The organism is Paenibacillus sp. FSL P4-0113, from assembly GCF_038009305.1.
Classification (GTDB): domain Bacteria; phylum Bacillota; class Bacilli; order Paenibacillales; family Paenibacillaceae; genus Paenibacillus; species Paenibacillus polymyxa_D.
In genome coordinates this window covers 542,680-569,475 of sequence record NZ_JBBPAZ010000001.1, presented here as the reverse complement: position 1 = coordinate 569,475, position 26,796 = coordinate 542,680, and the positions used below count along the sequence as shown (strand labels likewise).

Genomic DNA, 26,796 nt, shown 5'->3' with positions numbered 1-26,796 from the left:
GATCATTGTGTCGGAAAAAGAATACTTTGCAGGCAAGGGCAGTCGGACAAGCCGCCACCCTCTGCACACGCAAAGTGAAATCATTGCATTTTAGAAAACAAAGTCGATGGAATCCGGTGAGAAGCCTTCCGGCTGCTCGTCCGAGTTCACCTGAATATCGCTTAACAGCAAATCTGGATCGATTCCAATCTGGGACAGGATCGCTATCAAATCTCTGGTTAATCTCTCAATAGCGTCAGCCCCAAATAGCTTCGTGCAATATTCAAACGAACCCTTCATCTCCCCATCTTCATCACTCATAGACAAAGTCAAATCGAATTTGGAAATACGATGCTCCCGAACATACGGGCTGAAGGACAACGTTTCAAGCTGCGCTTCCGGCGACTCTGTGTTTTCCAGTACAAACATGGTGTCGAATAACGGGTTACGGCTTGCATCCCGTGTTACATCCAGCTTTTCCACCAACTCTTCCAGTGGATAATCCTGATGCTCGAAGGCTTGCAGCGTACGATCTCTGGCTTCCTGCAAGTAGCTGTGGAACGTTTGGTTGCCCCTCGGCTGATGCCGGATGGCTAGCGTGTTGACGAACATTCCGATCAGTGGCTCCAGTTCAGGCAACAAGCGGCCTGCTACCGGCGTACCGATGATCAAATCGTCCTGACCGCTGTATTTGGACAGCAGAACGGTGTAGGCGCTCAACAGCACCATGTACAGTGTACTTCCGGTTTGTGTCGCAATTCGGTGCAGTTGCTCGGATACATTCGCGTCCACTGTAAATTCATACATCGCACCCTCGAAGCTGCGAACAGCAGGTCTAGGATAAGCAATTGGCAAATCCAGTACCGGCAATTCTCCGGCTAAATGCTCCAGCCAGAAGTGTTCCCGGCGTTGGTATGACTCACGCTGCATCTCCTGCTGCTGCCACACGGCGTAGTCCTTGTACTGAATTTGCAGCGGCTCCAATTCCTGCCCTTCGTACAGTTGTACCAGCTCCTGCACGATATTGTTCGACGATACACCGTCTGAAATAATATGATGCATGTCGTACATCAGGAGGTGACGCTCTGGTCCGGTTTGAATAAGACGGACACGCAGCAGTGGTGCCTGGCGAAGATCAAAGCTGCGTACAAAGGACTCGATATAGGCTTCGGCTTCAGACTCCCTAACCTGCAAGTGCTCTACTGCAAACTCCACTTGATCATACACCCGCTGAACGACCTCGCCTTCCACCATTTCAAAGGAAGTCCGCAACGTTTCATGGCGGGCTATTAACTGACGGAACGCATCCTCCAGCCGATCGGCCTGAAGCGGTCCCTCCACGGTTAATACACCCGGCATATTGTAGCTGAGATCCCCACCTTCCAGATGGCTCAAAATGTACAGTCGTTTTTGAGCCGAGGAAACCGGGTAGTATGCCTGTTGCGCCGCCGCAGGGATCACCGTATAGGTGTCTGTGCCGTGCGTAGCTATGAGCTGGGCTTGCTGCTCAATCGTAAAGTGTTGGAACACCTCACGCAGCGTAATCCGGCTGTCCAGTTCCTGATGGATTTTGGCCACCAGCGTCGTTGCCCGCAGGGAGTGCCCACCCACGTCAAAGAATGAGTCGGTGACTCCTACGCTGGACAGCTTCAAAACATCCTGCCAGATTTGGGCTAGCTTGGCTTCCAGCGGCGTCCGCGGTGCAACGTACTCCAGGCCTCCTTCGAGGCGTGCTTCCGGCGCCGGCAGCGCCTTGCGGTCGATTTTCCCGTTCGGTGTCAGCGGGAAACGATCCAGTTGTACCACATACGTCGGGATCATGTAATCGGGCAGCTTCGGCTGCAGCGCATTCCGTAGCTCCGGCAAACTCAGGGACGCTGAAGCTATGATATAGGCACACAGATCCTTGTGTCCATCTTCGTTTTCCCATGCTGTGACGATGGCTTTCTGAATGCCGTCCACGGTCAGCAGCTGCGCTTCCACCTCACCCAGCTCGATCCGGTACCCCCGGATTTTCACTTGGTGGTCAATCCGGCCCAAATACTCAATGCTGCCGTCTGGCAACCACCGGGCCAGGTCGCCCGTTCGGTACATTCGGTGTGCGTAAGTGCTGTCCGCTTGATCGGTTGCTGCCGCAACAGCGAACGGATTCAGGACAAACTTCTCTGCCGTCAGCTCTGGCAGATTCAGGTATCCTCGTCCGACACCTGCACCCCCGATATAGAGTTCACCTGCGATACCGATCGGTACCAGCTGTTGCTGGCTGTTCAGGATGTACACCGACTGGTTCGCGATCGGCGTTCCGATAGATACCGTATGCTCCCCTTTTTCCAGCAGTGCGTTCAGGGACTCCATATCTTCAATCGTATAAGCGGTCGCATCTACCGTCGTTTCGGTCGGACCGTACACGTTCGTAATCACCGGACGATACCCGGCCCATTTGTGTAGGAACACATGTACCAGCTGCACGGATAATGCTTCGCCACCGATCAGGTAATGCTTCACTTCCGGTGCTTCCGTCACACTGACACTTTCATTCAAAATATGCAGATGCGCAGGTGTGCCGTCCGACAAATCAATCCGGTGTGTGCGGTAGTAGGCGATCAAATGCTCTCCGCTCAGACTGACGTCACGGGACACCACATGCAGGGTGTGGCCTAACAGCAAGCTGGCAAAGATTTGCTTCACCGAAGCGTCAAATACAAATGCTGACAGCCATGCGACATGAAGCGGCTGTTCGTAACGACTGTATACTCGTTTCCATAAAGCATCTACCAGATTGCTAACACTGCTCTGCTCAATCATGACCCCTTTCGGCTGACCGGTGGTGCCTGACGTATAAATCATATAGGCCAGGTTATGCGGGCCGGCGATAGGGATCAGGTTGCTCGCATCCTGTGCTCCCAGTTGAGCTTGAGCGTCCTCGTCATCCAAGACTACAGCTCGAACTGTGGATGGCAAGCTGAGCGACAGGTTGGCAACTCTACTTGTAATCACGACCTTGGCCCCACTGTTTTGGAGCATGTAGTCGATGCGCTCCTGTGGATACATCGTATCCATCGGCACATACGCGCCTCCGGCCTTCAGTACCCCCAGAATGCTCACCAGAATATCCGCAGAACGTTCCAGCAATACGCCCACCGGTTGATCTGCTTCGACCCCTTCCGCTCGTAACACACGAGCCAATTGGTTCGCACGCTCATTTAGCTCAGTGTAGGTCAGCGCGGTGGCCCCAGACACAACGGCTATCCGCTCAGGGTTGCGCTCAGCTTGCTCTTCAAAGCGTTCGCTGAGCGAATGGCCTTGCACCTGTCTGTGTTCAGCACAACGCACGCTATGTGCATTCGGATCATTGAACACCTTCAGAATCTGCTCGGTTTCTTCCGCCGTAATCAACTCCAGCTCTCCCAGCTTCGCATCCGGATTCGCCGCCACGGCTTCGACCAAGCGAACAAAGTGACGCGTCATCCGTTCTACCGTTTCGCGCTCGTACAACGCAGTTGCATACTGCAATCCAAACTGGATGCCTGCCTCTTCCTCTCTAGCTTCCATCATCAAATCAAACTTGACTGGCGTTTGTTCCAGGCCGTATGGACGGAAGCTCAGGTTTGCCAGTTGCAGTTCGCCTTCCTCAGTCGTTTGCAGCGTAAACATCGTATCGAACAGCGGATGGCGGCTCATATCCCGCTTCACGTTCAGCTTTTCCACTAGCTCCTCAAACGGATAGTCCTGGTGCTCGTAAGCTTGCAGGGCACGCGTCTTCACATCCTCCACATAGCTTCGGAAGCTTTGCTCTGACGTCGGATAGTTCCGCAATGCCAGCGTTCCGACGAACATCCCAATCATCGGCTCCAGATCGGCATGCGGTCGTCCGGCAATTGGTGTGCCGACTACGATATCTTCTTGCCCGCTGTATTGGTGTAGGAGTGCAGTGTACGCTGCCAGCAGCACCATATACAGCGTGGAGCCTGTGTACGCCGCCAGTTCTTTCAGCCGTTCGCTGACTTCACGTTCCAATCCGAACACCACCGTATCGCCTGCCGTACTTCGCACCGCCGGACGGGCAAAGTCCGTAGGTACATCCAGCACTGGCAGCTCACCCTGGAAGGTGCCCAGCCAGTACGCTTCCTGACGTTGCATCCACTCTTGATGGGCTTCGCTTTGCTGCCATACCGCATAATCCTTGTATTGTATCCGCAATGGTAATAGCTCTTCACCGTCGTACAAGCGGACAAATTCATCGGTCAGTACACCCATGGACACGCCATCCGAAACGATGTGGTGCATATCGAGCATGAGTAAATGCTGCGGTTCCTGCTCGGTTCCTTGTACGCCCAAATCTACCAAGCCTACTCGCAGCAGCGGAGCAGCTTGCAGATCGAACGGTCGTACAAACTGCCGCACCCGTTCTTGTACTTCCTGGCTGACCATCGTGTCCGCATCCGTGGTTGTGTCCTGGTCTGTACCCATAGTCGCAGCTTCTGCCTGTACCTTTGTATATTCCAATTCAAACGGCACAGTGTCCTCAATCCATTGCATTGGCTCACTGTCCACTAGTGCAAAGCGGGTACGCAAGGTCGCATGACGGGCGATTAATTGATGGAACGCGTTTTCTACCCGCTTCACATCCAGGGGTCCGCTCACTTGCAGCACCGACGGCATGTTGTAGTTCACATCATACGGGTCGAACTGATGCAGCACATACAGTCGTTTTTGCGCCGACGATAACGGGTAGAAGTTGCGTTCTTCCGTTACTGGAATGGACGCATATGTTACTTGATCCAGATATTCCAGTACGACTGCCAATTGCTCAATCGTTGGTGCTTCAAAAATACTGCGCAATGGAAGCGGCTTGTTCAGCTCCTTGTGAATCCTCGAGGCGAGCGTCGTCGCCCGCAGTGAATGTCCACCAATCTCGAAGAAGTTTTCCTTCACGCCGACCTGCGCCAGGCCCAGCACATCCTGCCAGATTTGCGCCAACTTCACTTCCACCCACGTCCGCGGTGCGACATAGTCGGCTACGCTTTGCAGGCTGTCTTCTGGTGCTGGTAGAGCCTTGCGGTCGATTTTACCGTTCGGTGTCAGCGGCATTTGTTCCAGCTGTACCAGATAGGAAGGGATCATGTAACCCGGCAGCTTCTGGCTCAAATCGCTGCGTAGCTCACTTGCGACAACTTCCTCATCGGCGACCACATAAGCGCAGAGCTGCTTCTGCCCTTGCTCATCTTCCCGTGCGATGACCACAGCTTCTCGCACTGCCTCCAGCTTCAACAGCTGCGTTTCTACCTCGCCCAGTTCGATCCGGTAGCCCCGAATTTTCACCTGCGCATCGATCCGCCCCTTATATTCAAGCGTACCGTCCACATTTAAGCGTACCGTGTCACCTGTGCGATAGCAGCGTTCTCCGCTGCGGAACGGGCTATCAATGAACTTTTCGGATGTCAGGTCCGGACGGTTGCGGTATCCACGTGCCACCCCGTCACCGCCTACCAGCAGTTCACCCCATACCCCGACGGGTTGAAGCCGCATCGAACGGTCCACGACGTACGCTGTTGAATTATGGATCGGTCTACCAATTGGCACCGATTCCGATTGCACACCGGTGATCGCATGCACTGTGGAAAAAGTCGTATTTTCAGTCGGGCCATAGATGTTACTGATTCGAAGGGACGGATGGGCCTCCAGCACCCGGTTCATATGTGGTACGGACATCACATCACCGCCGACCAGCAGTTCCCGTATCCCCTCGAACAGCGCCAAATCCTGCTGAGACAACTGGTTAAAGAGCGGTGTGGTCAGAAACATCGTGGTAATACCGTGACTGCGCACTGCTTCCTTAAGCTTGAGCACGTCCAAAATGATATCCTGACTCACTAGCACCAGCTGTCCACCGTTTAATAGAGCGCCCCAAATTTCGAAGGTGGATGCGTCGAAAACAATAGCCCCTGTCTGCAAAATGCGCGTGTCAGCATCCAACTGCGCGTAGTTTGTATTTTTCACCAAACGTACGACATTACGATGCTCTACCATGACACCCTTCGGCTGCCCCGTCGTACCTGACGTATAAATGACATACGTTAGATCGTTCGGACCGGACAACGGCTCCAGGTTGGAACCATCCTCGTGATACACACTTTGTGCTCCATTCAGCACCAGTACCTGACCATCAAAAGCTACTTTGTCCACCAGATGGCTTTGCGTTAACAACAGCTCTACTCCCGAGTCGTCCAGCATGTAGCGGATACGCTCCTCCGGATACGTCGGATCGATGGGGACATATGCGCCCCCAGCTTTCAAAATGCCTAAGATCCCCACGATCAAGTCTACCGAACGCTCGGTCATCAGTCCCACCAAACGATCCTTCGTCACACCTTGACTACGCAAGGTGCGCGCCAGACGATTCGCACGTTCATTCAGCTCGCGATAGGTCAGCTGTTCTCCTTCAAAGAACAATGCTGGCTGTTCCGGTGTGTGTGCCGTTTGTGTCTCGAACAGGCCATGGATCGTTTGCTCGCTCGGATACTCGGCGGCTGTATTGCCCCATACGCGGAGAATTTGCTCGCGCTCCTGCGTACTTACCATATCCAGCTCCTGCACCCGAGTGTCCGGCTTCGCTACCACCTGCTCCAATAGCTGTATCAGATGGCCCTGAGTCCGCTTCACGGCTTCACGATCATATAACTTCGCATTGTATTCAAATCGGATTTTCATCGCTTCCTGCGGCATGACAACCAGATTGAAATCATAGTTGGTTTGTTCAATCATGCCGGCATTGCGAATTTCAAAGTCCGACGCTGCCCCTTCGCCAAGTTGCTCGACCTGCTCCTCCACCGGATAGTTTTCAAACACGATAATGTGGTTGATCAGGTCTTGCTTTTGCTCGGTCAAGGCTTGAATTTCATACAGCGGATACGTTTCATAATCTTGAGAAGTCAGCGCCTGTTTCTGATTCGTTCTGATCAGGTCGGCAAAGGTGTCCTCAGCCCCACTGCGGATACGTATTGGAATGGTGTTAATGAACAAGCCCACCATATTTTCAATCCCCGAAATATCCGCTGGACGACCCGACACTACACCGCCAAAAACAGCGTCGTCACTACCGTTGTACTTTTGAAGCAGTAAGCCCCAGGCGGTTTGCAGCAATGTATTCGGGGTCACGTGGTGCTGCTTGGCCACCATTTCCATACGTCCGGTCAAGTCCTTGCCCAGATCGCACAGGATATGCTCAAATTGTGCATCGCCCGCTTTCACGCCTACTTTTCCGGTCGGAATCGAAGTTTGCTGATCATAGCCGAGCAAATAATCCTTCCAGTAGGAAGCTGCTGCTTCTTCATCCTGTGCTTCAAGCCACTCAATATACTGACTGTATGGAGTCACGGGGGCAAGCTTCGGCTGTCTATGCTCCACGGCTGCAAAATAAGCCTCAAACACCTCATCCGTGACTAACGCCACACACCAGCCATCCATCAAGATGTGATGAGAGCTCCACACAAAATAATAATCCTCATCACCTGTTCGTAAAATCGCCACGCGCATCAACGCATCCCGGGACAAATCGAATCCGGCTGCCTTGTCCTGGCGAATAAATTCCTGCACATACGCGTCACGTTCCTGCTCATTCAGATGACGCAAATCTTCACATCTGAAACCAACCTCCTTGCGGCGGAAAATCACCTGCACAGGCTCATCCTGCCAACCGCTGATGAAATTAGCTCTAAAGATCTCATGCCGCTGCGCCAAATGATTCAAGCTATCCTGGAAAATATCCGCTTGGAAACGTCCGTGCAAATCAAAGGTCGTTTGTTCAAAATAAGCCCCGGATGCTGCATCCATCAGACTATGGAACAACATGCCTTTTTGCATCGGCGTCAACGCATAGACATTTTCCAGTTCCCCGATGTCACGAGTCCGTTCTACCAATTGATCCAGCTCGGCCATCGTTACATGTTTAAGCATGACATCGCTTGGCGTCAGTTCTTGCTGTTTGCGGCCTGTGCAATGCGTAATGATTTCCTGCAAGCTGGTTCTGAACTGTTCAGCTAACTGCTCCATCGTTTCATGGCGATATTCCTGCTTGCTGTAGCTGATTGTCAATTGAAGCTTGCCTTCCGAAATCAGTCCGTTCATATCCAGCGTGTGCGTTCTGGCTGCATGGGCGCTAAGCTCTGCACCGCTAGAGTAAGGAGATACGCCAAAGGACTGACTTTGCATATCTTGATCAAATTGTCCCAAATAGTTAAAGCTGATTTCAGGTTCGGTCACAAAACGCTCTGGCTCACATGCTGCGGACAGGTATCTCAACATCCCGTAGCCAATGCCCTTTTGCGGAATGCGGCGGAGTCCTTCTTTCACCTGTTTGATGCGCTGTGAAAGGTCTTGCCCCACGCTCATATCCAGCACCACCGGGAATTGGGTCGTAAACCAGCCCACGGTGCGCGTAATATCCAGTTCTGGCAGAATGGATTCCCGCCCATGGCCTTCCAGGCTCACGAGCACTCGTTCCAGGCCCGCCCAGCGATGAATCGTCAGTCCCAATGCGGTAAGCAGCAAATCATTCATCTCCGTGTTGTAGGCACGATGCGCCTGTTTTAACAACTGCTCCGTTTCCTGAGCTGTCCACGTAACTGTCATGTTCTCGCTGTCCCTATTCAAGGAATGAGAAGGGGACTCGTCTTTTGGAAGCGGCTGATATACGCCATGTTCCATTTCCTTCCAGAATGCAAGTTCTGCTGCCATAGCCGGACTATTCGCATATTGAGACTGCCCATCCGCCCAGGTGCGGAACGAATCCGTTTTGTGCGGAAGGCGAGCCGTTTGTCCGTTCAATGCCTGCTCGTAGGCGGTTGTAATATCCTCGAACAAAATGCGCCAAGATACGGTATCCACCACCAAGTGATGAATCGCCATCAGCAAATGATCACCATCTGGGCAATGGAACAGCCCCAGTTTCACCAGCGGTCCTTCGCTTAACTGAATACCCGCCTGAATTTCATTCACTTTAGCCTCGATCGCCGCTGACACCTCAGTCTCATGGCTGAGGTCTATACGTTCCAGCGTATACAGCTCGCCCTCCCCAACCGCACGGTTCCAAGCTTCATATCCGTGCTCCGTAGGACGGAAAATGATACGCAGTGTGTCGTGATGGCTAACGATTTGATCCATCGCCGTGCGCAGGGCCGGTTCATCAAAACCATCCTTGCTATGCAGCATGATGGACTGGTTATGATGATGAGCATCCGTCAGGTTTTGCTCAAAGAACCAGTGTTGAACAGGTGTCAGCTTCACAGCGCCCACCACTTCGCTCTGATCCGCCAATCGGGTCACCGATTGAACTTTCAGTGCCAAGGCAGACACGGTTGGATGACTGAACAGGTCTTTCATCTCCAGTCGATAACCTGCTTGCAGCAATCGGGAGGATACTTGCAAGGCCTTAATCGAATCGCCACCCAGCTCAAAGAAGTTATCCTGCGCACCTACCGCTTCCACGCCGAGCACCCCGGCCCATACCGCAGCCAGTACTTGCTCCACCGTGGTACGCGGTGCCACATAGGCTGCACCCGTATGGATGCTTCCTTCCGGTTCCGGCAAGGCCTTACGGTCGATTTTACCGTTGCTCGTCAGCGGGATCGTCTCCAGTCGCATCAAACGTGCAGGCACCATGTGCGCTGGCAGTCCGGCTTCCAGTTCGGCCTGTACCTCCTCGATCCGCAGCTCAGCTTCTCCTGTGATGTATCCGCACAAGTACTTGTGTCCACGCTCATCCGTCCGGTCGATGACTACCGCTTGACGTACACCCGGCACCCGCTGGATCGCCGTTTCGATCTCGCCCAGCTCGATCCGATAGCCCCGGATTTTCACTTGATAGTCCATCCGGCCGATAAAGTCCACATTGCCGTCCGGCATCCATCGCGCCAAGTCACCTGTGCGGTATAATCGTTCACCTGGCACGAACGGATTGGCTACGAATTTCTCGGCCGTCAGGTCCGCACGGTTCAGGTATCCCCGTGCTACCCCAATTCCACCGATGCACAACTCGCCCAGTACGCCGATCGGCACCGGATTCAGCTGGCTGTCCACGATGTAGAAGCGTGCGTTCAGCCATGCCTGTCCAATCGGTACACTGCCACTGTCCGGCAGCTTCAACAGTTCTTCGTCGTAGAAGCTGGAGTCGATCGCCGCTTCCGTGACGCCGTAGCTGTTCATAATGCGGATATCCGCACCAAATCGTTCTTGCAGCACCCGATAATCCGTCACGCTGCAGCTATCCGAGCTGGTAATCAGCAATTCCAGACTGCTCATGTCCAGTCCCTGCTCATATACATGCTGCATAAACGGTACGATCAGGGCTGGAGTCGATTCGAACACGGTAATCTGATAGTCGCGAATCCAGCCATACAGACGGCTCGGATCAATGCGGTCGTCTTTCGGACAGATAACCATTGTGCCGCCGTTATAAAGCGTCCGCGCGATATCACCGACGAACACGTCGAAGGAGAAGCTCGCCAGTTGCAGCAGTCGTACCGGGAACTGGTTCAGACGGTAATCCCGGCGATAGGCCGCAGCCGTATTCACCAAGCTGCGATGCTCAATCATGACGCCCTTCGGACGTCCCGTTGTCCCTGAGGTGTAGATCACATACGCCAGATCCTGCGGTTCGTTGATGTGATTGACGTCTGTGGTATCTCCGGTGTACAGCGACTCATCGTCCAGTGCCAGTACGGTGTGCAGACGCAGCCCTGTTGCGGGTTCGGATGTAGGTTGGCTTTCCTCGAGCCATGCCTGTGCACGCTCCTGCAAGCCGATTTGGGTCAACAGTACCGTCGCACCACTGTCCTCCAGCATGAAACGAATACGTTCGGACGGATAATCTGCATCCAGCGGCACATAGGCGCCTCCTGCCTTCCACACCGCCAGTACGCCAACCAGCATGTCGACCGAACGTTCACTCAAAATGCCAACAATCGACTCGCGTCCAATGCCTTCATTTCGCAGTCTACGGGCTAATTGGTTCGCACGCTCGTTCAGTGTGCGGTACGTCAGTTGTTGTTCCTCGTACACCACCGCCACATGATCTGGTATAAGCTGGGTCTGTTCTTCCACATAAGTATGGAATAAGCCTCCTGCTTCAGCAGTAACATCCGATACTCCCACATCTCCAAAACCGTAGATGATTTGTGCCTTCTCCTCGACAGTTACCATATCCAAAGCTGCCAGTGGCTGCTGCGGATGAAGAGTAATCGCACGTACAAGTTCGGTAAAATGCTGTGCCAATCGCGCGATGGTCTCAGGCTTGTACAGCGCCGTGCTGTATTCCAGACTGCACAGAATGCCTTCCGGCTGCTCCACGGCATCCAAGGTCAGATCAAATTTGGCCGTATGATTGTCTGTCGGATACGTTTTAAAGGTCAGACCTTCCAGCTCGAACTCCTGCTGCTCAAATGTTTTCAACTCAAACATCGTGTCAAACAGCGCATTCCGGCTCGTATCCCGCGTTAAATTCAGCTTTTCAACCAGCTCTTCAAAAGGATATTCCTGATGTTCGTAAGCACTGAGCGCATGCTCTTTGACCTCTTGCAAGTAATCTAGGAACGTTTTGTCACCAGACGGATAATTGCGGATCGCCAGCGTGTTGAGGAATACGCCTACCAAGCCCTCCAGCTCCGCATGCGGTCTTCCGGCAATCGGCGTGCCGACGATAATGTCTTCCTGTCCCGAATATTTATGCAAAAGCGTGCTATACGCGGCCAGCAATACCATGTACAAGGTGGAGCCGGTTTGCGCGGACAGCTGTTTCAACTGTTCGCTGTCCTCCAGGCTGATCGCAAATTCCAATCGCGCTCCTTCCAGACGCTGTACGACTGGTCTTGCAAAATCCGTAGGCATATCCAGCACCGGAATGTCACCAGCCATCGTGTTCAGCCAGTAGCTTTCCTGCTCACGAAGCCGCTCACTTTGCATATCTGCATGCTGCCAAACCGCATAGTCCTTGTACTGGATGCGCAGTGGCGGCAGTTCCTTGCCTTCATACAATTGAGAGAACTCCTGCACGATAATTCCTTCCGTGACGCCATCCGAAATAATATGGTGCATGTCATAGAGCATGACGTGACGCTCCGGTCCGGTTTCCACCAGCTGAACCCGCAGCAATGGTGCTTGTGCGAGATCAAATGCGCGTACAAAGTCTTGGGCATACTGCTGGGTCTCTTCTTCGCTTGCCTGCACATGCTCCACGCTGAATGCGACGCCCGATTCAATCCGTTGAATCACCTCACCATCCACCATCTCGAATCGGGTTCGCAGGGCTTCATGACGGGCAATCAGCTGGCGGAAGGCTTGTTCCAGTCGCATTTTATCCAAGGAACCTTCGATAATCAACGCTCCTGGCATGTTGTAGCTAACCTCTCCACCTTCCAGGTGACTCAGCACGTACATCCGTTTTTGCGCCGAGGAAACAGGATAATATTCACGCTCCTCCGCCACAGGAATAGATACATACGTTTGCTGGGTCTGATCTTCACCCATCACCTGCACCAATTGTTCAATCGTCGGATATTGGAAAATATCTCGCAGAGCCAGCTTGTAATTCAGCTCCTGATGGATTTTCGCCATCAGTGTTGTCGCGCGCAAAGAATGTCCTCCGACTTCAAAGAAATGGTCCTTAATACCGATCTGCGGATGATTCAGAACACTTTGCCAAATACGTACCAACTGCTCTTCCAGCGGTGTGCGCGGTGCCACGTACGCCGTGCCTCCTTCGAGGCGCGCTTCTGGCGCAGGCAACGCTTTGCGGTCAATTTTTCCGTTCGGTGTCAGCGGGAAACGATCCAGTTGTACGACATAGGTCGGGATCATATAGCCCGGCAGTTTGGGCTGGAGTGTGCTGCGCAGATCCGGCAAATTCAGCGCCTCCGAGGCTACGACATACGCACACAGATCCTTGTCTCCGTCTTCGTTTTCCCAGGCGGTGACGATGGCTTTCTGAATGCCGTCCACGGTCAGCAGCTGCGCTTCCACCTCGCCCAGTTCAATCCGGAAGCCCCGGATTTTGACTTGATCATCCATCCGGCCGATAAAGTCTACATTGCCGTCCGGCATCCATCGCGCCAAATCGCCTGTACGGTACAACCGTTCACCTGGTACATACGGATTCGCTACGAATTTCTCGGCTGTCAGGTCTGCACGATTCAGGTAGCCTCGTGCCACCCCGGCTCCGCCAATGCACAGCTCACCCAGTACGCCGATCGGCACCGGATTCAGCTGGCTGTCCACAATGTAGAAGCGTGCGTTCAGCCACGCCTGACCAATCGGCACATGGCCGCTGCTTGGCAGCTTCGACAGCTCTTCGTCGTAGAAGCTGGAGTCAATCGCCGCTTCGGTGACGCCGTAGCTGTTCATAATGCGGATATCCGCACCAAACCGCTCTTGCAGCACTCGGTAGTCCGTCACGCTGCAACTATCCGAGCTCGTGATCAGCAGCTCCAGACTGCTCATGTCCAGCCCCTGTTCATGCACATGCTGCATAAACGGTACGATCAGGGCCGGAGTCGATTCGAACACGGTAATCTGGACATCGCGAATCCATCCGTGCAGACGGCTAAAATCAATCCGGTCGTCTTTCGGACAAATGACCATCGTGCCGCCGTTATAGAGCGTCCGCGCGATATCCCCGACGAATACGTCGAAAGAGAAGCTCGCCAGTTGCAGCAGTCGGACTGGGAATTGGTTCAGGCGATAATCCCTGCGATACGCCGCAGCCGTATTCACCAAGCTGTGATGCTCGATCATGACGCCCTTCGGCCGTCCGGTTGTCCCGGATGTATAGATCACATACGCCAAATCGTGCGGTTCGTTGATGTGATCGACGTCTGTCGTATCTCCGGTGTACAGTGACTCATCGTCCAATGCCAATACGGTATGCAGACGCAGCCCTGTTGCCGGTTCGGATGCTGCTTCGCTGTCAGACTTCGAATCTGATTTTGAGCCTAAGTTTTCATTTAGGCTGTCTCTTTCCATCGTTTCAGCACCAGCCGCTGTTTCCAACTCACCCTCAGTCTGCCCTCCGGCCAAGGCCTGTCGGCTTTCCCCAAGCCATATCTGTGCTTGCTCCTGTAAGCCGATTTGGGTCAACAATACCGTCGCACCACTGTCCTCCAGCATGAAACGAATCCGTTCAGACGGATAGTCTGCATCCAGCGGCACATAGGCGCCTCCCGCCTTCCACACCGCCAGTACGCCGACCAGCATGTCTACCGAGCGTTCACTCAAAATGCCGACAATCGACTCGCGTCCAACGCCTTCATTCCGCAATCTCCGCGCCAATTGGTTCGCGCGCTCGTTCAGTTTCCGGTAAGTGAGCTGCTCCTCCTCGTACACCACCGCCACATGATCTGGTACAAGCTGTGCCTGTTCTTCCACATAGGTATGGAACAGGGCTCCTGCTTCAACTGCGGCACCATCCGTTACTCCCACTTCTCCAAAACCGTAGATGAGTTGCTCCTTTTCCTCAACGGTTACCATATTCAAAGTTGCCAGGGGCTGTTGTGGATGGTATGCAATAGCTCGAACGATTTCCGCAAAATGCTGTGCCAATCGCGTCATGGTCTCAGGCTTGTACAACGCCGTGCTATATTCCAGACTGCACAGAATGCCTTCTGGCTGCTCCACTGCATCTAAAGTCAGATCAAACTTGGCCGTATGATTTTCCAGTGGATAGGAGCTCAAGGTCAAACCTTCCAGCAGTAACTCCTGTTGCTCCAAGGTTTTCAACTCAAACATCGTGTCAAACAGCGCATTTCGGCTCGTATCTCTCGTCAAATTCAGCTGTTCAACCAGTTCTTCAAAAGGATAGTTCTGATGCTCATAAGCACTGAGCGCATGCTCCTTCACCTCTTGCAGATAATCCAGAAACGTTTTGTCGCTGGACGGATAATTGCGAATCGCCAGCGTGTTAATGAAGACACCCACCAGATTACTGAGCTCCGCATGCGGTCGTCCTGCAATCGGCGTGCCGACGACAATGTCCTCTTGGCCCGTGTATTTGTGCAAGAGCGTAGTGTACGCCGCCAGCAGCACCATGTATAGGGTAGCGCCTGTTTGCGAAGCCAGTTCTTTCAGGCGTTCACTAACCTCACGCCCCAGTGCAAATTCGATCGTATCCCCTGCCGTACTCTGCACCGCCGGACGGGCAAAGTCGGTTGACAGATCCAGTACAGGCACTCCGCCCCGGAAGGTGCCCAGCCAGTACGCTTCCTGACGCTGCATCCACTCCTGATGGGTTTCGCTTTGATGCCATACGGCATAGTCTTTGTACTGAATCCGCAATGGCGACAGTTCTTCACCGCCATACAAGCGGACAAACTCATCGGTCAGTACCTCCATCGACACGCCATCCGAAACGATATGGTGCATGTCGAGCATGAGTAAATGCTGGGATTCTTGCTCTACTCCTTGGACACCCAGATCCACCAAGCCTACCCGCAGCAGCGGTGCAGCTTTTAGATCAAACGGACGGATAAACTGCCGTACCCGTTCTTGTGCTTCCTCGCTAATCCTCGTGTACGTAGCCGTAGTCGTACTCTCTACCTGTACCTTCGTATATTCCACCTCGAATGGCACGGTATCCTCAATCCATTGCATCGGCTCATTGTCTACCAGCTCAAAGCGGGTACGCAAGGTTGCATGACGATCAATTAGTTGACGGAACACGTCTTCTACTCGTTTCACATCCAGCGGACCGCTCACTTGCAGCACTGACGGCATGTTGTAGTTCACATCACTTGGATCAAACTGATGCAGTACATACAGTCGTTTTTGTGCTGAAGATAACGGGTAGAAGCTGCGTTCTTCTGTTACCGGAATGGACGCGTACACCACTTGATCCAGACCTTCCAGAACGGCTGCCAGTTGTTCAATCGTGGGTGCTTCAAAAATACTGCGCAGGGGAAGCGGCTTGTTCAACTCCTTGTGAATCTTCGAGGCCAGTGTCGTCGCCCGCAGCGAGTGTCCACCAATCTCAAAGAAGTTTTCCTTCACGCCGACCTGCGTGAGGCCCAGCACATCCTGCCAAATTTGCGCCAGCTTCACTTCCACCCACGTCCGCGGTGCGACATAATCGGCTCCGCTTTGCAGGCTGCCTTCCGGTGCTGGCAGGGCCTTACGGTCAATTTTGCCATTGGGACTCAGCGGCATTTGCTCCAGTTGTACAAAGTAGGACGGCACCATATAGCTTGGCAGCTCTCGGCCCAGCTCACTTCTCAGCTCGCTGGCTCCTAGCTCTTGCCCGGCGACATAGTACGCCACCATGTGTTTTTGTCCCGTTTCGTCTGCACGCGCCATGACAACCGCTTCTCGCACGGACGCTACTTGGAGCAGCTGCGTTTCGACCTCGCCCAGCTCAATCCGGTAACCGCGGATCTTCACCTGATGGTCGATCCGGCCCAGATATTCAATGTTTCCGTCCGGCATCCATCTTGCCAAATCGCCAGTGCGGTACATCCGTTCATAGCCTGCTTCCCCGCCGGCAAACGGGTCGGCTACGAATTTCTCGGCCGTCAGCTCCGGACGGTTCAGATACCCACGTGCCACACCGACACCACCGATGCACAACTCCCCTGCAACCCCAATCGGCTGCAATTGCTCCGTGCCTTCCTTCACGATGTACAGGCGAATGTTTTGAATCGGTTTTCCGATCGGAATGACTGCATATTCTTCCGTCGGCTCGCAATCAAAGTACGATACGTCCACCGTCGCTTCGGTTGGTCCATACAGGTTGACCAGCTTCGCTCCGGCCAGGCTCGACACGAGCCGCTGGAACCGGGCCACATGCTGTGGCGGCAACGCTTCACCACTGGCAAAGACATGACGCAGCGTTGCCAGTTTCACTTGCATCACTTCCCGTGGCTGCTGCTCCACATACTCCAGGAACGCATGCAGCATGGCAGGTACAAAGTGCATCGTGCTCACGCCATCGCGGGCAATCGTGTCCACGATCTCTTCCGGGTTCTTTTCTCCGCCCACGGACAGCAGGCTCACCTTCGAGCCGACCAGCGACCACCAGAACAGCTCCCACACCGACACGTCGAAGGTGAAGGCGGTCTTTTGCAGAATCGTATCTTCCGCACTCAAGCCGTACCGATCATGCATCCACAAAATCCGGTTCAGAACGGAATGGTGCTCAACCATAACGCCCTTCGGTTTTCCCGTGGAGCCGGACGTATAGATGACATAGGCTACATGATGCGGCCCGGCCAGTGGCTCCAGATTCGAGCCGTCTTCGTGGTAAATGTCTTGGCCAGCCTGCTCATGACGATCCAGCACCAGCACCTTGCCGTCGAAGCTCAAGGATGCTTGCTCCGCCAGATGCGATTGCGTCAGCACCAGCTTCGCTCCCGAATCCTCCAGCATGAAGCGGATGCGGTCGGCCGGATATTCTGGATCAATCGGCACATAGGCTCCGCCGGCCTTGAGAATCGCATAGATGCCTACAATCATGTCCAATGAACGGTGAACCAGAATGCCCACAGGCTGATCCGGTTTAACCCCTTGCGCACGCAAGGTGCGTGCGAGACGGTTGGCTCGCTCGTTCAGCTCCGCGTAGGTCAACGATACCGCTCCACACAACACCGCCACTTGCTCCGGCGTGTTCGCTACCTGCTGCTCGAACAGTGCGCTTAGCGTTTGATCCTGCGGATAAGCTGCCGCCGTATCCCCCCAGACCTGAACGATCTGCGCCTGCTCTTCCGGTGTCACCAATTCCAGCTCATTCACACGGATATGCGGATTATTCACGATTTGCTCGATGACATGCAGTACATGTCCCTGCATCCGCTCGATCGTAGACCGATCGTATACATTGGCGTTATATCTGAACATGATGCGGAAAAGCTCATCTGGCATCACAATCAAGTCCAGATCATAATTCGTTTGCTCAACAACCTCTACATTCGTAATTTCAAAAGCGGATGGACGAACTTCACCCAACTGCTCGACTTGCTCCTCAACCGGATAATTCTCAAATACCATAATGTGGTTAATCAGATGCTGCTTCTGCTCGGTCAGCGCCTGAATTTCATACAGCGGGAAGCTGTCATAGGCTCCTGAGGCCAGTGCCTGCTCCTGCGTTTTGCGCATGATGTCCACAAACGTGGCATTCTGTTCACTTTGAATCCGCACTGGGATCGTATTAATGAACAGACCGATCATATGCTCTACACCCGCAATATCCGTCGGACGTCCAGATACCACACTGCCGAATACAACATCCTCATTGTTGTTATATTTCTGCAAAATAAGGCCCCACACGCTCTGCATCAGCGTATTAATCGTGACCTGCTGCTGCTTCGCAATTCGGTGTATGGCTTCGCTCCATGCTGGGTCCAGATCTACCATTATTTTTTCAGAAATATATTCGCTGGTTTCACTTGCTGTAGTGGATACCGTATGATCCTTGCTGTCCGCCACGTAGTCTTTCGATGAAGTATCCGATCCAGGCAACAACGTCTGCTGTTCAAAGCCCGCCAAATAGCTGCTCCAATACTCTTTTGCCGCATGTTCATCCTGACGCTCCAGCCATTCAATATATTGACCATATGATGTGACAGGAGCAAGCTCCGGCTGCTTCTGCTCCAGCAGCGCAAAGTACGTACCAAACACTTCGCCTGTAACGAGCGATAAGCACCAGCCATCCATGACAATGTGATGGAAGCTCCAGACCAAATGATACGTTTCTTCATCGGTTTGCAATACCTGTACGCGCATAAGTGCATCCGTACCGAGATCAAAGCCTCTAGCCTGGTCTTCCTGCTTAAACGTCTGGATATACGCCTGTTGCTCCGCTTCCTGCATTTCGCGTATATCCTTGAAGGACAGATCGCTATCTTTGTGACGGAACACGATTTGCAATGGCTCCGGACCATGTCCTGTTTCAAATCGATGGAAATTCGTCCGCAGTGCTTCATGACGCTGTGTCAGTACATCTAGACTCTTGCGGAAAATTTCAACATCAAAGCTGCCTTTTTGATCAAACGACGCTTGCTGGAAGTATGCACCTGAGTCCGGCTCCATCAGACTATGGAACAGCATCCCCTTCTGCATCGGCGAAAGAGCATACACATTTTCCAGTTCGCCCACAGAAGCCGTTTGCTCCGTCAATTGCTCCAGTTGTTCCAACGACAAGCCTTTGAACAAGACATCGCTTGGGGTTAGTTCGCTCCGCTCTTGGGAGGCACAATGCGCGATCACTTCCTGCAGGCTTTCCTGCAGCAACTGCGCAAAGTTCTCTACATTTTGCTGTTGATATACCTTACTGTCATAGCGAATGTCCAGTGTCAGCCCGCCTGCTGTAATCATGCCGTTCACATTCAGCGGCTGCTCCAGAACGGTATGATCACTCATCGGCTCTCCACCTGGATGCGAAGACAGCCTGATATCCCCATTTTCCAAGTCCTGATCAAACTGTCCCAAATAGTTAAAGCTAATTTCAGGCTGCAAGGTCAAGGAAGGATGGACATCATGCTGAGACATATATTTCAAAATGCCGTAGCCAATGCCCTTATGCGGTACATGGCGCAGGTCTTCCTTCACCCGCTTGATTCGCTGCCCTACTTCTGCCTTCCCATCCACATCAAGCAGCACCGGATATTGGCTCGTAAACCAGCCCACGGTACGTGTGATGTCGATATCTGGAACAATGGCTTCCCGGCCATGGCCCTCCAGATTGACCAGTACGCGCTCCTGACCGCTCCAGTTATATAACGCGGTGCCGAGTGCAGTTAACAGCAGATCATTGACCTCGGTGTTGTACGCACGATGCGATTCCTGAAGCAGTAGCCGGGTTTCCTGTTCGCTCCAAGCCACGCTCACCGTCGCAGTGTCTCTGATTAGAGAATGTTGTCCCTCCGCTCTCTCTTGATCCTTAGGCAACGATGCAACTTCCATTTGGGCAAGATGCTGCCAATATTCGCGTTCGTTGTCGATCGCCGGACTGTTCGCATATTGAGACAACTGCTCTGCCCAAGCAGAGAAAGAGTCCGTTTTATATGGCAAGCGAATCGCTTCTCCCCGCACGGCCTGCTCATACCCCGTGGCAAAATCCTCAAACACAATCCGCCATGAAATCCCGTCTACGACCAAATGGTGGATCGCAATCAGTAAATGATCTCCATCCATGCAGCGGAAAAGTCCCAGCTTCACCAGCGGTCCTTCATCTAGACGAATAGAGCTTTGGATGGCATTGGCTTTCGTTTCAATCGCCATCGCCACCTCTGCCGTGTCTTCGACGCCTGTCAAATCAACAACGTCCAGACTGTACAGCTCGCCTTCGTTCACACCGCGATTCCACGCTTCATAGCCCTGTTCGGTCTGACGGAAGACCATACGCAATGCATCATGATGCTCCGTCACCTGGGTCACCGTTTGATGCAATGCGGCTTCATCGAATCCTTGTGCTCTATACAGCATCACCGATTGGTTGAAATAATGTGGCTCTGCTGAGGATTGTCCAAAGAACCATTGCTGTATTGGGGTCAATTTAACTGCTCCCGAGACCACCCGCTGATCGGCTGTGCGGCTAACTTTGTGTACATGACTGCTCAGCAGTGAAATGGACGGATATTGGAACAAATCCTTCATCTCCAGCTTGTAGCCCGCTTGCAGCAAGCGGGACGATACCTGGATTGCCTTGATCGAATCGCCGCCCAGATCAAAGAAATTATCCAAAATGCCGACTCTCTTTGCTCCTAATACAGACTGCCAAATGGACACTAACGTCTGCTCCAGTGCTGTGCGCGGCTCTACATAATCCGCTCCGCTTTGCAAGCTGCCCTCCGGTGCTGGCAGTGCCTTGCGGTCGATTTTACCGTTCGGTGTCAGTGGCATCTGCTCCAGCTGGATGAAATACGAAGGCACCATATAGTTGGGCAGATCCTCACCCAGTAAGCTACGCAGCTCCCCAGCGCTTACGTCTCTTTCAGCGACATAGTACGCCACCAGTTGGTTTTGCCCCTGTTCGTCCGCTTGGGCCAGTACGATGACCTCTTGCACGTCTTCCACTTTCAAGATTTGTGCCTCGACCTCACCCAGCTCGATCCGGTAGCCCCGGATTTTCACCTGATGGTCAATCCGGCCCAAATATTCGATGTTGCCGTCTGGCATCCATCTCGCCAAGTCACCCGTACGGTACATTCGTTCATAGCCTGCTTCACCAACCGCAAACGGGTTCGCTACAAATTTCTCCGCCGTCAGCTCTGGACGATCCAGATATCCACGCGCCAGACCTGGACCAGACACGCACAGCTCACCTGCTACGCCTACCGGAGCCAAATGTCCATGCCCATCCACCATGTATACCCGATGATTCGGCACAGGACGTCCAATGGAAATGAGTTGTCCAGCTCTCTCATCCTCGGACACCGGCCAGATGGACGTTGCAACTGAGTTTTCAGTTGGACCGTAGCCGTTGTAGTACGCCACTTGATCCTTCCACTTGTATACCAGTTCGGTGGAAGATGCTGAACCCGCAGTGAACAGAATACGCAGGTGTGGCATCCGCTCTGGCTCCAGATACACCGCATAGGTCGGCGGCAAAGCGGCCACCGTAATCCGGTGATTCGCCATATATTGCTCAAACCGCTCGTAGTTCAAAATCGTCTCTGTCGTTGGCACATATAACGTGGCTCCGCAGAACAGCGCTTGGAAGATTTCCCAGCAAGCCGCATCAAACGAATAGCTAGCGAACAGCAACGCATGATCCGACGTGCGGATTCGAAGCGTCTGATCAAAATATGTTTTCAGATTGCACAGCCCGTGATGCTCCAGCATGACACCCTTCGGCTGCCCGGTTGTACCTGACGTATAAATCACATACGCCAAATCATTCGGGCTGGACCCCGGCTGCAGGTTAGAACCATCCTCGTGATACACCGTTTGCGCTCCATCTAATACCAGCACTTTACCATCGATAACTGCTTTGTCCACCAGATGACTTTGTGTCAACAGCAGCTTCGCCCCCGAGTCGTCCAGCATATAGCGGATACGCTCTTCCGGATAGGTTGGATCGATAGGTACATATGCGCCTCCGGCTTTTAAAATCCCGAAGATGCCCACGATCATATCCACCGACCGCTCAGTCATCAGACCCACCAAACGATCCTTCGTCACGCCTTGACTGCGCAAGGTACGAGCCAGGCGATTGGCGCGTGCATTCAGCTCGCGATAAGTCAGCGTTTCTCCTTCTAAGAACAAGGCTGTCTGCTCCGGCGTCTGCGCGGTTTGCGCCTCGAATAAGCCGTGGATCGTTTGCTCGCTTGGATACTCGGTCGCAGTATTGCCCCAAGCCTCAACGATTTGCTCACGCTCCTGCATGGTAACCATATCCAGCTCATGTACACGGATGTCCGGATTCGCTGTCACCTGCTCCAGCAGTTGCACCAGATGGCCTCGGACTTGCTCTACACTTTCCCGTTCAAAGGCCAGAGCATTATACCCAAAGCTCATGTGAATGGTGTTCCCGGGCAGTACCACCAGGTTAAAGTCATAGTTGGTCTGCTCGACAGACTCGGCTCCGGTGATCGTGAAGCTGGACTCCTCACCGCTGCCTAATTGCTCGATTTGTTCCTCGACCGGATAGTTCTCAAAAATAAGAATATGATTGATCAAATCCTGCTTAAGCTCCGACAGTCCCTGAATTTCATACAACGGATACGTATCATAGGTATGGGAAGCAATCGATTGCTCTTGGGTTTGCTTCATCACATCGGAGAATAAACTGTCCACTTGACTGCGGATACGCACCGGAATCGTATTGATAAACAGACCAATGATGTGCTCCACATTCGGAATGTCTGCCGGACGTCCAGATACCACGCTGCCAAACACGACATCATCGGTGCCATTATATTTTTGCAGCAAAATACCCCAAACGGTCTGCATCAACGTATTGATCGTCACCTGATAACGCTTGGCTATACGCTGAATACCAGCTGTGAGATCCGCGCCCAAATCAAAATCTAAACGCTCCGACTGATACCCCGTTTTGCCCTGAATTTTAGCCTGTGGCAAACGAGACTGCTCCTCATATCCTTCCAGAACCTTGCTCCAGTAGCTTGATGCGGCCTGACGATCCTGCTGCTCCAGCCATTCGATATATTGACTGTACGGCGTTACAGGGGCCAGTTCCGGTTGTTTATGGGCCAGGATCGCAAAATAGCTCGCAAACACTTCGTTTGTCACCAGCGACAAGCACCAGCCATCCATCACGATATGATGGAAACTCCATACAAAACGGTACGTCTCCTCACCTGTGCGCAACACAGCGACACGCATCAAGGCGTCTTGTGCTAGGTCAAAGCCTCTTTGCTTGTCTTTACGCGTAAATTCGAGCATGTATTCGTTTTGCTGCTCGTCCTTCATATCCCGCAAATCTTCCACATACAGTTCACTGCGCTTATTCCGGTACACAACCTGAAGCGGTTCATCCTGCCAGCCGCTGTAGAAGTTCGTGCGCAGTACCGTATGCCGCTGCATTAAAACATCCAAACTGGCCGCAAATGCAGCGATATTAAAATGTCCTCGCAGATCAAAGGAGGCCTGTTCAAAATAAGCTCCTGATTGCGAATCCATCAGATTATAAAAGAGCATCCCCTTTTGCATCGGCGTCAGTGCGTATACATTTTCCAAATCACCGGTATGTGCCGCCTGTTTCGCAATTTGTTCCAGTTCTCTAGTCGTCAGACCTTTGAAGGATACATCACTCGGGGTCAGTTCCGGCTGTTCCTGAGCGACGCAATGCGTAATCACCTCTTGCAAAGCGGATTGAAGCAGTCCTGCCACACGTTCCAGCGTTTCTTTACGATACTGCTTACGGCTGTAAGCAATCGTCAAGCGCAGCGTGCCTTCCGAGATCATCGCGTTTAAATCCAGCGTATATTGCAGCGGTGAATGTGCATCCTCTGTCTCCCCTGCACTATAGGGTGACAATGCGATTCCACTGTTTTGTAGATCCTGATCGACCTGACCCAAATAGTTAAAGCTGATTTCCGGTTCTGCTGCAATCGTATGCGCTTCATCCGATGCAGACGCAGGAGACAAGTAGCGCCAAGTTCCATAGGTCAGCCCTTTATGTGGAATCCGGCGCAGACCTTCCTTCGTTTCTTTAATCCGCTGAGCCAGTGTCATTTCCTTGCCGGTCTCCAGCAGCACTGGATACAAGCTCGTAAACCAACCTACGGTACGTGTAATATCCACCTCTTGCAGGATCGCTTCCCGGCCATGGCCCTCCAGATTCACCAGTACCTGTCCTGCGCCTGTCCAATTGTGCACCGCCAGTCCCAGCGCGGTCAGCAGCAAATCATTGACCTCGGTGTTGTAGGCGCGATGGACCTGCTTTAACAGTTGCTGCGTTTCAGCTTCGGTCCACTCTACCGTCAGCACTTCGCTGTCTGCGTTTAAGGAGCCCTCGTAGGTAAAATCCTTAGGCAGCGGTGCGGCTTCCGCTTTGGCCTGTTCCAGCTGCTTCCAATAAACTTCATCCGAGGCAGCCTCAGGGCGGTTGGCGTAAGACGACAACTCCCGTGCCCATGCTTGGAAGGAATCCGTTTTATAGGGCAATCGTACAGGCTCACCCTTGCTCGCCTGCTCGTAGCCTGTCGAGAAATCTTCGAACAGAATCCGCCACGACACTCCGTCCACCACCAAGTGGTGAATGGCGATTAGCAGATGGTCGCCTTCGGCTGTGCGGAACCATCCCAGCTTCACCAGCGGTCCTTCGGACAGGTGAATGCTGCTTTGAATTTCCGTTACCTTCGCTTCCAGCGCTTCTGCATCGGTTTCCTGTTCACGGTAATCCACCGTTTCCAGCGTATACAGCGTGCCTTCCTCTACAGGGCGTGTCCAAGCCGTATAACCTGCGGGAGCCTGATGGAAAACCGTACGAAGCGCATCATGATGCTTCACAAGGTGATCCATGACTTGCCGAACCACTGCCTCGTTAAAGCCCTCAGCGCGATAGAGCATGACCGCTTGATTAAAGTGCTGCGGACGCTCGCGCTCCTGCGCAAAGAACCACTGCTGGATCGGTAGCAACGCGGTTTCCCCGCTCACTTCTCCTTGATCTGCCATACGGCTGACCTCATGCATATGCGGTGCCAGTGTTGCAACCGTTGGATACTGGAACAAATCCTTCATGTCCAGCTTATAACCGGCCTGGAACGTACGCGATGCGATTTGGATGGCTTTGATGGAATCGCCGCCTAGATCAAAGAAATTGTCCAAAATACCGACTGTCTGCAGCCCCAGTACCGACTGCCAGACCGCTACCAGTGCGCGTTCTTCCGCCGTACGCGGCTCTGCATAATCAGCTCCAGTTTGCAGGCTGCCTTCCGGTGCTGGCAGGGCCTTGCGGTCAATTTTGCCATTTGGACTCAGCGGCATCTGCTCCAGCTGTACAAAGTACGATGGCACCATGTAGCTTGGCAGCTCCCGGCCTAGCTCACTTCTCAGCTCGCTGGCACCGATCTCTTGCCCAGCGACATAGTACGCCACCATTTGTTTTTGGCCCGTTTCAGCCGCACGAGCCATGACGACGGCTTCGCGTACCGATTCCACTTGGAGCAGCTGCGATTCCACCTCGCCCAGCTCAATCCGGTAGCCCCGGATTTTCACTTGATGGTCGATCCGGCCCAGATATTCAATGTTGCCGTCCGGCATCCATCTCGCCAAATCGCCGGTGCGATACATCCGTTCATAGCCTGCTTCACCACCCGAAAACGGATCAGTTACAAATTTCTCGGTCGTCAACTCCGGACGGTTCAGATAACCTCGTGCCACACCGACACCACCGATGCACAGCTCCCCTGCAACCCCGATCGGCTGCAATTGCTCCGTGCCTTCCTTCACGATGTACAGACGAATGTTTTGAATCGGTTTCCCGATGGGAATGACTGTATATTCCCCATCCGGCTCGCAATCAAAGTACGATACGTCCACCGTCGCTTCGGTTGGGCCGTACAGGTTGATCAGCTTCGCTCCCGCAAGGCTCGATACAAGCTGTTGGAACCGGGCCACATGCTGTGGTGGCAATGCTTCACCACTGGCAAAGACATGGCGCAGCGTGCCCAGCTTTGCTTGCATCACTTCCCGTGGCTGCTGCTCCACATATTCCAGGAACGCATGCAGCATGGCAGGTACAAAGTGCATCGTGCTCACGCCAACGCGGGCAATCGTGTCCACGATGTCTTCCGGGTTCTTTTCCCCGCCCACGGACAGCAGGCTTACCTTCGAGCCGACCAGCGACCACCAGAACAGCTCCCACACCGACACGTCGAACGTGAAGGCCGTCTTTTGCAGGATCGTATCCTCCGCACTCAAGCCGTAACAATCATGCATCCACAAAATCCGGTTCAGCACGGAATGGTGCTCCACCATCACGCCCTTCGGTTTCCCCGTGGAGCCGGAGGTATAGATGACATAGGCTACATGATGCGGCCCGGCCAGTGGCTCCAGATTCGAACCGTCTTCGTGGTAAATGTCTTGGCCATCCTGCTCCTGACGATCCAGCACCAGCACCTGACCGTCGAAACTCAGTGACGCTTGCGCTGCCAGATGCGATTGCGTCAGCACCAGCTTCGCTCCCGAATCCTCCAGCATAAAGCGGATGCGGTCGGCTGGATATTCTGGATCAATCGGTACATAGGCTCCGCCTGCTTTGAGGATCGCATAGATGCCTACGATCATGTCCAGCGAGCGGTGGACCAGAATGCCCACAGGCTGATCTGGTTTAACCCCTTCCGCACGCATGGTGCGTGCGAGACGGTTGGCTCGCTC

At 53.3% G+C, this 26,796-nt stretch carries 1 protein-coding gene (only partly in view); it reads right to left on the bottom strand.

What is annotated here, in order from left to right; translation table 11 throughout:
• Nucleotides 1-90 precede the first annotated feature (90 nt).
• Nucleotides 91-26,796, bottom strand: partial view of a non-ribosomal peptide synthase/polyketide synthase gene (locus MKX46_RS02120; protein WP_341070825.1) — the 3' portion only. The gene runs 15,477 nt beyond the window's last position; 26,706 of the gene's 42,183 nt are visible here — the last part of the coding sequence; its start codon lies off the right edge, out of view; the stop codon is at nucleotides 91-93.